Source organism: Lactococcus cremoris subsp. cremoris NBRC 100676 (genome assembly GCF_001591705.1).
Taxonomy (GTDB): Bacteria; Bacillota; Bacilli; order Lactobacillales; family Streptococcaceae; genus Lactococcus; species Lactococcus cremoris.
In genome coordinates this window covers 1-9,951 of the sequence record NZ_BCVK01000076.1, presented here as the reverse complement: position 1 = coordinate 9,951, position 9,951 = coordinate 1, and the positions used below count along the sequence as shown (strand labels likewise).

At 36.4% G+C, this 9,951-nt stretch carries 8 protein-coding genes, 1 tRNA gene, 1 pseudogene and 1 riboswitch; of the genes and pseudogenes, 7 read left to right on the top strand and 3 right to left on the bottom strand.

All coding sequences use genetic code 11. From position 1 onward, the window contains the following. On the bottom strand, positions 1 to 463 hold a 463-nt coding region (locus LLA01S_RS11105), incomplete at its 3' end, for a DUF2325 domain-containing protein (protein WP_061778317.1). Positions 464 to 717: 254 nt separating this feature from the next. Here LLA01S_RS11105 and LLA01S_RS11100 point away from each other — a divergent pair. Both LLA01S_RS11100 and eno read left to right on the top strand, forming a co-directional pair. After that, entirely contained in the window at positions 718 to 2,052 is a 1,335-nt protein-coding gene (locus LLA01S_RS11100; RefSeq protein WP_255209989.1) for a hypothetical protein, read from the top strand. 61 nt (positions 2,053 to 2,113) lie between these two features. Next, positions 2,114 to 2,186: riboswitch (Fluoride riboswitch) on the top strand. Positions 2,187 to 2,264: 78 nt separating this feature from the next. Next, positions 2,265 to 3,521 (top strand): phosphopyruvate hydratase, encoded by a 1,257-nt coding sequence (eno, locus tag LLA01S_RS11095; protein ID WP_011675306.1) that lies wholly within the window; start codon positions 2,265 to 2,267, stop codon positions 3,519 to 3,521. A 101-nt stretch (positions 3,522 to 3,622) separates the two neighbouring features. Here the strand turns inward: eno and LLA01S_RS11090 are convergent, their stop codons facing one another. Beyond that, complete coding sequence (locus LLA01S_RS11090) at positions 3,623 to 5,095, bottom strand: Ig-like domain-containing protein (protein ID WP_061778316.1); 1,473 nt, start codon at positions 5,093 to 5,095, stop codon at positions 3,623 to 3,625. A gap of 574 nt (positions 5,096 to 5,669) precedes the next feature. Further along, a tRNA-Ser gene (locus tag LLA01S_RS11085) sits at positions 5,670 to 5,757 on the bottom strand. A 145-nt stretch (positions 5,758 to 5,902) separates the two neighbouring features. On the opposite strand from LLA01S_RS11085, the gene LLA01S_RS11080 reads away from it, so the two are divergent. The 5 genes and pseudogenes from LLA01S_RS11080 to LLA01S_RS11060 all read left to right on the top strand — a co-directional run. Next, entirely contained in the window at positions 5,903 to 6,736 is an 834-nt protein-coding gene (locus LLA01S_RS11080; protein ID WP_015081975.1) for an energy-coupling factor ABC transporter ATP-binding protein, read from the top strand. 271 nt (positions 6,737 to 7,007) lie between these two features. Further along, a complete protein-coding gene (locus LLA01S_RS11075) occupies positions 7,008 to 7,874 on the top strand; it encodes an energy-coupling factor ABC transporter ATP-binding protein (protein WP_021165817.1) in 867 nt (288 codons plus the stop codon). Then, a complete protein-coding gene (locus LLA01S_RS11070) occupies positions 7,874 to 8,674 on the top strand; it encodes an energy-coupling factor transporter transmembrane component T family protein (protein ID WP_015081977.1) in 801 nt (266 codons plus the stop codon). Before LLA01S_RS11075 ends, LLA01S_RS11070 begins: the two co-directional genes overlap by 1 nt. Before the next feature lie 22 nt (positions 8,675 to 8,696). Further along, on the top strand, positions 8,697 to 9,311 hold the full coding sequence (locus tag LLA01S_RS11065; protein ID WP_011675313.1) for a VOC family protein: 615 nt from the start codon (positions 8,697 to 8,699) through the stop codon (positions 9,309 to 9,311). A gap of 123 nt (positions 9,312 to 9,434) precedes the next feature. Then, positions 9,435 to 9,951, top strand: a pseudogene (locus tag LLA01S_RS11060) (DUF6056 family protein); the annotation flags it as partial.

Genomic DNA, 9,951 nt, shown 5'->3' with positions numbered 1-9,951 from the left:
TTTGGATTTCTTTGAGCGCTGTTTTGAGGGGGCGGTGTTTTTTTGTCTCTTTTAAGTAATTTTGAGTTTCCTTAGCTTTAGCAGATTCAGATAAAGAAACTTTCTTTTGCAAGGCAGTTTTACCATTTTGGCTTTTAGTTTTCTTGATTTGACCAGTCCTTTCAAAGGACTCATCTGGAAAATTTTGCGCTAATTGTTTGATGATTGTTTCCAAACCAAAATTACTGCTAATCCAAAAGGGAGTATTAGTTGCTTTGCAGGCTTCTTTAGCAAATTGAATCGAATGATGAGCCACATTTCGATTTCTCATGATGACAAAGTCTGATTTGGCTACGAGCTGGTCAATTTCAGCTCGATTTGGTTTTTTCTTATCGAAACCAAGAAAAGTAACTCCAACCTTAGCCAAGCCCTCCCGAAAATCATGCCAATATTTTACTTCACATAGAATAAGTAGTGTTTTCATTTAAATTTCCTTATTAATAGCTCCGTCTTTACTGACAAAAGCGAATTATAGTGATTATATCACATTTTTAGTTGAAGATTTTAGCAAAGAATTATGTTAAGACTATATCAATAAAGTTAAAAAATAATAAATAAGTTAGAATAAGCTTGAAAAAGAAAGAATATCTTTATAAAATTAGGAGGAAAAGTTAAAAAGGAGATTTTATGTAAAAGTTTAAAGGGAGTTTAGGCTCGGTCGTGAGAGGACTTGGTTTTTTGTTTGTAGTCTTATTTTTGATAATGATTACATCAACAATCAATAATGTATTAGGAATAATCGTATTTTTGGGACTCTTAGGATTCACTATTTATTATTTGTTAAGTGGACGAAAAAATACAGGGAATTTTATTTCCAAAATCACTAATATGATTCTTTGGCTTGTTACTCTTATCTTATTTGTTGCTACAACTGGAGTATTGACAGTTCATAGTAATCAAATTAAATTAAAAGAAGCTCGGACAGAGCTAACCAAGTCTGATAAAAAACTGTCAAATTTATCATCGGAATATGTTTCGATAGAAACACAAAAAGATGTTAAAGCTGAACAAAAAGATACTCATCAAATTAATCAAAGTAAAAACAATGACAAGATAAAAGCAGAGACAAAAAGACTTAACCACCTTGTATCTGTTGTAAAATCTGAGCAAAAAGCAGTCGATGATATTTTGAATCAATCTGCTGAGCTTAAAAATGATGAAAATATTTTATCAGAAGATAAAGCAAGCCTTGATAAATTAGAGCAAAAAGCAAACAATTATCAGTCATTAAAGTCCTATAAAAAGGAATCTGAAAATTTATTAGAGCTAATTTCTGTTCATAATCAACGGGAAGAACAACTGAAAACAGTTGCAACAACTTTAAAAGATAAAAATCTGTCAGCACAAGATAAAAGTCAACTAGACAAGTTAGTACTAGAGATTAAAAAAGCTAAAAAAGTTTCAGATATCGAAGATAAGATGTCTGAGATCAGTACTGCTTTAGAAACTGCTCAGTCAAATATCCAAACAAAAAACGAAGTAGATGATAAAAAAGCACAACTCAATTCGACAGTAAAAAGTGCTCAAAGTTTACTAAGTGATACATATATTTCTGCTGCAGACAAAACATTAATTCAAGAGAGCATAGATTCAGTTAATAAAGCTGAAACACTTGATGAGTTAGATAAAGCTTCGCAAAACATTATTGACAATACAAGTAAAGTTAAAGCCAATAATGAAACGGCTAAAGCAGCTGCGGACAAGAAAAAAAGAGATGACGAACAAAAAAGAATAGCAGATGAAAAAGCTGCAGCCCAAGCAGCAGAAAATCAAGCAGCTGCCGCTCAAGCAAGCTCAGATTCGCAAGAAAATTCGGCAGTGGCAAGTGGAGGTTATAGCACAAATCCCGCTGGTTGGGGAGTAGCGGAAGCTGGCTATTGTTTCTATCGTCCAAGTAGTCAAAGATATTATAGTTCAGTGGCAAATCCTGGGAATTATACCTATATGACTATCAGTGAAGCTCAAGGTCTTAATGGAAGCCCAGGGCATAGTAATGGTTCGGCTCACACATGATAAATTTATCAAAAAAATAGATTTCAAAAATTTGACCTAGTAAAAATTAAGTGGTAAATTAATGATAGATGGGTATGGTGCACACCCGAAACGGTTTCAAGAAATAACTTGAATCTAATGGCGCCTACAAAGCAAAGCCTTTTTTGCCTTGTAGTCTGCCATTTTTTCTTTGGCTTACAATGGCATTAAAGGCAAAGAAAAGGAGAGTTATTATGACAGTCACAATCGAAAACATTCACGCAAGAGAAATTTTTGATTCCAGAGGAAATCCAACCGTTGAGGTAGATGTTAGATTGACAGATGGAACTTTGGGACGGGCGGCAGTTCCCTCAGGAGCATCAACAGGAGATCGCGAAGCGGTCGAACTAAGAGATGGCGGAGCGCGACTTCAAGGAAAAGACGTTTCTAAAGCTGTTGCAAATGTTAATGGTGAAATTTATGAAGCCTTAAAAGGCCAATCACCATTCAATCAAGCAAAATTAGACCATCTGATGATTGAACTTGATGGGACAAAAAATAAGTCTCGCTTAGGTGCCAATGCAATATTGGGTGTTTCCATGGCTATTGCTCGTGCCGCAGCTAACAGTGAAAAAATCCCACTTTATCGTTATCTTGGTGGAGTAGATTTGGAACTTCCTCAACCATTTTTCAATGTCATCAATGGCGGAGTGCACGCTGATTCAGGAATTGACGTTCAAGAATTCTTGATTACCCCTGTAAAACGTGCTAGTTTTCGCGATGGTTTAGAAAAAATCGCAAATATCTATCATACTTTGAAGAAAATTTTAGCTGATAAAGGACTAGAAACGGCCGTAGGGGACGAGGGTGGTTTTGCCCCAAAACTTGGTTCGACGGAAAATGCCATTGCTACACTTTATCAAGCAATTGAAAGAGCTGGTTATGTGCCAGGCGAAGAAATTGCGATTGCTATTGACCCGGCTTCTAGCGAATTTTATGATGACAAAGAAAAAGTCTATCATTTTGAAGGTCAAAAGCTCACTTCAGCAGAATTGTTGACCTACTATGAGGGGTTAGTTGAAAAATATCCTGCCCTAATCTCTATTGAAGACGGATTTTCAGAACATGATTGGGCTGGTTTTGCGGCTCAAACGAAAGTTCAAGGTCAAAAAATTCAATTGGTTGGTGATGATATTTTTGTCACAAATCCCGAAATCTTCAAAGAAGGGATTCAAAAAGGTGTAGCAAATGCTATTTTGATTAAACTAAATCAAATCGGGACAGTGACCGAAGCGATTGAAGCGATTAGTTTGGCTAGAAAAGCAGGTTATAAGACCATGATTTCTCATCGTTCAGGTGAAACGGTTGATAGTTTTATTGCTGACTTTGCTGTAGCCATGCACGCTGGACAAATAAAAACAGGTTCAATGGCGAGAAGCGAGCGGGTTGAAAAATATAATCAATTTTTGCGTATTGAAGAAGAATTATTAGGACTAGAAGTCACTAAATAGAAGTTGAAAAATTACTCAGCGAAAAACCTTATATCTGATGATATAAGGTTTTTTTATATACGAAGTCATGTCGAAGTAAACTACTATATTAGAAAAGTTGTTTAAGGTAAAACTGATACACTGTTGCCAGAAGTCAAAGCAACATCATTTGCGTCGTAGAGAGTTACCAAAACAGTTGAACTAGCTGTGATACCATAAGTTGATGTAAAGATTGAGAAATTTCCATTTCCAGGTGTAATTTTTATCAAAGGTTTTTTAGCATTGTCTACTGTAAGGCCGATTTTTGCTACTTTAGATCCAGTGTAAGTTCCTGTGATATATTGGTCTTGGCTGGCCGAAAAATTATCAATATGAGTGATTGCATTTGGGATAGGAGCTTGTACTACTACTTGAGTAATAGGACTTGTGTCTTTACCATCTGTTTCTACTACATTAAGAATTGAATAAGCAGGTTGAGAAGATGTAAGAGTAATAGAATATTTACCAGCTGAGTCAACAGAACCGCGTCCGATTTCCTGTCCAGAAGAATCAGTAATAATAATAGTATTACCAGGAGTATGTCCAGTACCAGTTACTACTGTATAACCTTCATGGATAGTATTTACCTTTGGCGCAGGAATTTCAGAGACTTTATGTTTAACGGTTGTTGTTGCTGCAGCACTCATACCTACACCAGTGTTTTGGCGGACTTCAATAGTTACATTCTCATTTTGTTTAGGAGAAATTGTAACATGATAAATACCATTTGTTCCTACAGTACCAGTGCCGATAACTTTACCACCAGCTTTAATCTCGATTGTTGTTCCTACAGTACCAGTTCCGGAAATAGTTGTATCTGTATCATAAACATCTTCGATTGTTGGAACCTGTTGAAGGAGGTCGTATCCAGGGTCAAGGGCATGTGTATTTAAAGAAGTAGCAGTATTATCATCAGCAATATTAGTGTAATCATGGTCTGTTACTACCGTACCATTGAAACTATAATGTGTGCCGTTAACTGCATCTGCGATACGAATTCCTGTCTGTGTGACAAAATCTCCGAGGTCAAGTGCAATGTTAACATTGAAGTGAAGGCTATTAGCAATTCCCCAAGTAGCAGGTGGGTTAGTGAATCGAACGATGGTATTCCCATCATTGTCAACGCCCATACGAATATCAGAAGTTTGATATTGATATGGGTTTGCACCCCATCCAGGACCATCATAAGTTCCGCTGAAATAAGTAATGAAGCTTGGGTCTTGAGCGGCCTCGTCTAATTCACTAGGAAGGACAAGAACGAATTCAGTTTCCTGGTTCCATCCAATTGATCCAACTGGGAAACTTCCAGAGTAAGTGAAATCAAGTTGACCTGTGGTAACTGTATTGCCAGAAGTGAGGTGTAAACCATTGGAACCAGTACCATCAATAAGGACTTGACCTCTTGAAGTAGTAGAAAGTGGATTAACATCTGTTGAGACAATACCATCTTGTGCTTGAACATTCATATTTGTGTCTGCACTTGCTGAGTTAGCGAAAAGTATTGCCGAACTTAGTAGTCCAATAGTAGCCATTGGTACAAAAATCTTTTTATTCATTCTTATTCTCCTTTTTTTAAAAACCTTTTTTTGCGATTGGGACTATGAGCGCATCCTGATTTCAGTCCAGTAACATTAAAATCCTTTCTTTTTTCTAATGGGGCGCTTCAACTATTGTTTACAAGATTTATTGTATTATAAAAACGTTTTCTAGTCAAGAGAAAAATGAAATTAATTAATTAAAATCTAATAAAAGTCTAATAAAATAAGTTTTCGGTAAAGTTTCAAACCAGTAAAAAAAGGAAAATCAATCCAAAAGGTCTTTTTTTGAGAATAAATTCACAAAAAAAAAGACCTTTTTCCATACAAAAAAGCCTCATTTTTGAAAAATTCTTCCTATTTCTTGGATTTTGCAATCTTAAAATATAAATCTGAAAGTAAAAATATTGATTAGTAAAAATAATATTGGCTGATTTATAGTCTAAAAACCAAATTTTTAAGCATAATAATTCGAAAGCTTTAATTATTTCAGGGATTATTTATAAGAAAAAACATTTAATAGGCAGAAAATCTATTTTTTTAATAGAAAAAAAGCTCTGTAATCTATTGATAGAGCTTTTCGGAAAAATTTTTAAGGAGAAGAGGGGATTCGAACCCCCGATACGCTTGTGACGTATACACACTTTCCAGGCGTGCTCCTTCGACCACTCGGACACTTCTCCAACTTCCTTAACATTATAGCAAAAAAGCTCAGACTTTAGCAAAGATTTTTAAATGACACTTTATTTACTGATAATCGGGTTAATTTTTAGTAGAAATATAAAACTAAATGGTTAAAAGTCTTTAAAATTTGGTATAATAAGGGCTATGAATAAAATTCTCGAAGTGGAAAATTTAGTTTTTAAATATGAAAAAGAAAGCGATGTAAATCAGCTTAATGGTGTCTCCTTTTCGATTACAAAAGGGGAGTGGGTTTCGATTATCGGGCAAAATGGTTCGGGAAAATCGACGACTGCACGACTGATTGATGGACTTTTTGAAGAATTTGAAGGAATTGTCAAGATTGACGGTGAAAGATTAACAGCTGAAAATGTCTGGAATCTACGTCGAAAGATTGGGATGGTTTTTCAGAATCCTGATAACCAATTTGTTGGGGCAACGGTTGAGGACGATGTTGCTTTTGGCATGGAAAATCAAGGAATTCCCCGTGAAGAGATGATTAAGCGAGTTGATGAGGCTTTGCTTGCTGTCAATATGCTTGATTTTAAGACACGTGAGCCGGCAAGACTTTCTGGTGGACAAAAGCAGAGGGTAGCCGTAGCTGGAATTATTGCTTTGCGACCTGAAATTATTATTCTTGATGAGTCAACCTCAATGCTTGATCCGATAGGACGAAGCGAAATTATGCGCGTGATTCATGAGATTAAAGATAAGTATCATTTGACGGTTTTATCTATCACTCATGACCTTGATGAAGCAGCTAGTTCTGACCGAATTCTGGTCATGCGAGCCGGTGAAATCATTAAAGAAGCCGCGCCATCTGAACTCTTTGCGACTAGCGAGGATATGGTTGAGATTGGACTTGATGTGCCCTTTTCTTCAAATCTAATGAAAGATTTGCGCACAAATGGTTTTGATTTACCTGAAAAATATTTGTCAGAAGATGAATTAGTAGAGCTTTTAGCTGATAAATTGGGCTAGATTTACTGACAGATTTTTCTGTCAGTTCAAGGCGATTAAGATTAGCATTGAATCGGCAAAATTAGGAAATTTTAGCTTGTTAGAATTTCTGTCAGTTCAAGGCGATTAAGATGAGCGTTGAATCGGAAAATTAAGGAAATTCTAGTCTGTTAGAATTTCTGTCAGTTCAAGGCGATTAAGGTGAGCGTTGAATCGGCAAATCAAGGAAATTCTAGTCCTCTAGAATTTCTGTCAGTAAAATGGATATTATTGGATTTGAGAAAAAAGAAAAATGATTAAATTTGAAAAAGTAAATTATACTTATCAGCCCAACAGCCCTTTTGCCAGTCGTGCCCTTTTTGATATTGATTTAGAAGTCAAAAAAGGAAGTTACACGGCTTTAATTGGGCATACAGGTTCTGGAAAATCAACCTTGTTGCAACATCTCAATGGTTTATTGCAACCGACTGAGGGTAAAGTGACCGTTGGGGATATTGTTGTAAGTTCAACAAGTAAACAAAAAGAGATTAAACCTGTTCGCAAAAAAGTAGGGGTTGTTTTTCAATTTCCTGAAAGTCAACTTTTTGAGGAAACAGTCTTAAAAGATGTGGCTTTTGGCCCACAAAACTTTGGAATTCCTAAAGAAAAAGCTGAAAAAATCGCTGCTGAAAAGCTTGAAATGGTTGGACTTGCTGATGAATTTTGGGAAAAATCTCCTTTTGAACTTTCAGGAGGTCAAATGCGCCGCGTTGCCATTGCCGGAATTCTTGCAATGGAACCAGAAGTTTTAGTGCTTGATGAACCAACCGCAGGCCTTGACCCGAAAGCTAGAATCGAAATGATGCAACTTTTTGAAAGTATTCATCAATCAGGACAAACAGTTGTCTTAGTCACTCATTTAATGGATGATGTGGCTGATTATGCTAACTATGTTTATCTTCTTGAAAAAGGGTATATCATTAGCTGCGGTACTCCGTCAGACGTTTTTCAAGAGGTTGATTTTTTGAAAGCACATGAATTGGGCGTGCCAAAGGCAACGCATTTTGCTGACCAACTTCAAAAAACAGGAGCGGTCACCTTTGAAAAATTACCCATCACACGAGCTGAGCTTGTTACTTTACTGACAAGTCTGTTAGTAAATTCAGGAGGTGAAAACTGATGCAAAATATGCTGATGGGACGTTACATTCCAGGTGACAGTATCATTCACCGGATGGACCCGCGTTCAAAACTTTTAGTCATGATTGCTTTTGTCGTCATTATCTTTTTGGCTCATGATTGGTTAGGCTATCTTCTTTTAGTACTTTACACTTTGGCCGGTGTCTTACTATCAAAGATTTCAGTCTCTTACTTTTTAAGTGGCCTGCGGCCAATGATTGGTTTAATTCTGTTCACAGTCATTTTCCAAATGCTTTTTACCAACGGTCAACATGTCATTTTTAGCTTATGGTTTATCAAGATTTCGACAGAATCTTTGATTAATGCGGTTTATATTTTCTTCCGTTTTGTTTTAATTATCTTTATGTCAACGATTTTGACCTTAACTACACCACCATTGACCTTAGCTGATGGAATTGAAAAAGGCTTGGGTCCATTGAAAAAAATCAAAGTTCCTGTTCACGAATTAGGTTTGATGCTATCTATATCATTACGTTTTATTCCAACATTAATGGATGACACAACAATGATTATGAATGCTCAAAAAGCCAGAGGAATGGATTTTGGCGAAGGAAATCTGCTGAAAAAAATTAAATCAGTCATTCCAATTTTGATTCCACTTTTCGTCAGCTCATTTCGTCGTGCCGATGATTTAGCTGTAGCCATGGAAAGCCGCGGTTATCAAGGCGGCGATGGGCGGACAAAATATCGTCAGCTCAAATGGCAAAGTCGTGACAGTCTACTGGTCGTAAGTATTATTATCATGACCATTTTACTTATTCTATGGTCAAAAGTTTCCTAGAAAAAATTTAGAGGAGAAAAAAATGATAACTTTAAATGTCAATAGTTTGGAAAATGCCGAAATTTTTTGGAAAGAACTAGGTTTAGAAGAGGAAATAGCCCTCAATGAAACCTATGACCCAGCTCCAGAAACGTTGGCAATTTCAGTAGAAACAATCGATGAAATCCATGACAAAATCATCGAACTCGGACTGCAACTAAGTCCAATTACCAAAAGCGCTGATGGAAGATATCTGTTTTCCTTTATCGCACCAGAAGGCAACACCATTATCATCATCGGCGAATGGGTCGAAAGACCTTATACAGGCGAGATGCGGACAGAATTTTTTGAAAATATAAAAGACGTCCTACCGCTTGCGCCTGTACGTTTGTCAGAACTGACAGAAGGACAATTTGTTCTTTTTGGACGTGTCACTTGTCCCTGGACCAGAAGATTTGCCAAACAGCTTCCTGGCTACGCTGACAAAACGATTTACTATGTTGATACAGAAAATACAGACCTTGATAATGAGTTGCAAGCCATTCGCAAAGCCCACGAAATTAACACTGTACCAACATTTATGAAACGTGGAGCTGATGGAACTTTCGTCAAATTTGACGAGAAAATAGAAAGTCTGTCAGACTTTATCAGTCAGTAGCACACAAAATCAGAGCAATCTGATTTTTTTTATTATTACTATAAAAACGCTTACTTTTAGCTGATACACTACATGTATCAGGTTTTGACAATCCTGTCAAAACCAATACTTAAGGAGCTTTTTATGAAAATAATAAAAAACCGCAGAAATTTTATTCTCATCAGCCTTATCGCCCTTTTTTGGCTGACATTTAGCCTTGCACTGCCTTTTCGCCTTGTCGGCGATGACCCGCAATATTTCACAGCCTTACATGATTTTCATGGAAATCTGATTTCGTATCTTGTCAACGATTATAAAACTTGGTCATCACGAATGATTGGCGACGGACTAAATGTCCTTCTGGTTCATCATGTCAGACTTTGGCAAATCCTTGAAGCGCTTGCTTTTACGATAATTTTTGTCTTACCAGCTTACTTTTTCAAAAACTCATCTAAAAATTGCGCAAAATTTCTTTTGATTTCATTTACTTTATCTTTTCTTTTTCCCATCGGTCTGATTTATCGCGCGGGTTACGTAGCCACAACTGTTCACTATCTCTTTCCTTTCGCCTGCCTCCTTTTAGCGATTTTTCCTTTTATTCAAAGGCTTAATGAAAAGAAAAACCCAATTTTTCTATGGATAATTAGTTTTCTAGCATTTA

Coding starts and splice junctions, on each gene's coding strand:
- eno (WP_011675306.1), top strand. CDS start 2,265: ATGACAGTCACAATCGAAAACATTCACGCAAGAGAAATTTTTGATTCC.
- LLA01S_RS11090 (WP_061778316.1), bottom strand. CDS start 5,095: ATGAATAAAAAGATTTTTGTACCAATGGCTACTATTGGACTACTAAGT.
- LLA01S_RS11080 (WP_015081975.1), top strand. CDS start 5,903: ATGAATAAAATTCTCGAAGTGGAAAATTTAGTTTTTAAATATGAAAAA.
- LLA01S_RS11075 (WP_021165817.1), top strand. CDS start 7,008: ATGATTAAATTTGAAAAAGTAAATTATACTTATCAGCCCAACAGCCCT.
- LLA01S_RS11070 (WP_015081977.1), top strand. CDS start 7,874: ATGCAAAATATGCTGATGGGACGTTACATTCCAGGTGACAGTATCATT.
- LLA01S_RS11065 (WP_011675313.1), top strand. CDS start 8,697: ATGATAACTTTAAATGTCAATAGTTTGGAAAATGCCGAAATTTTTTGG.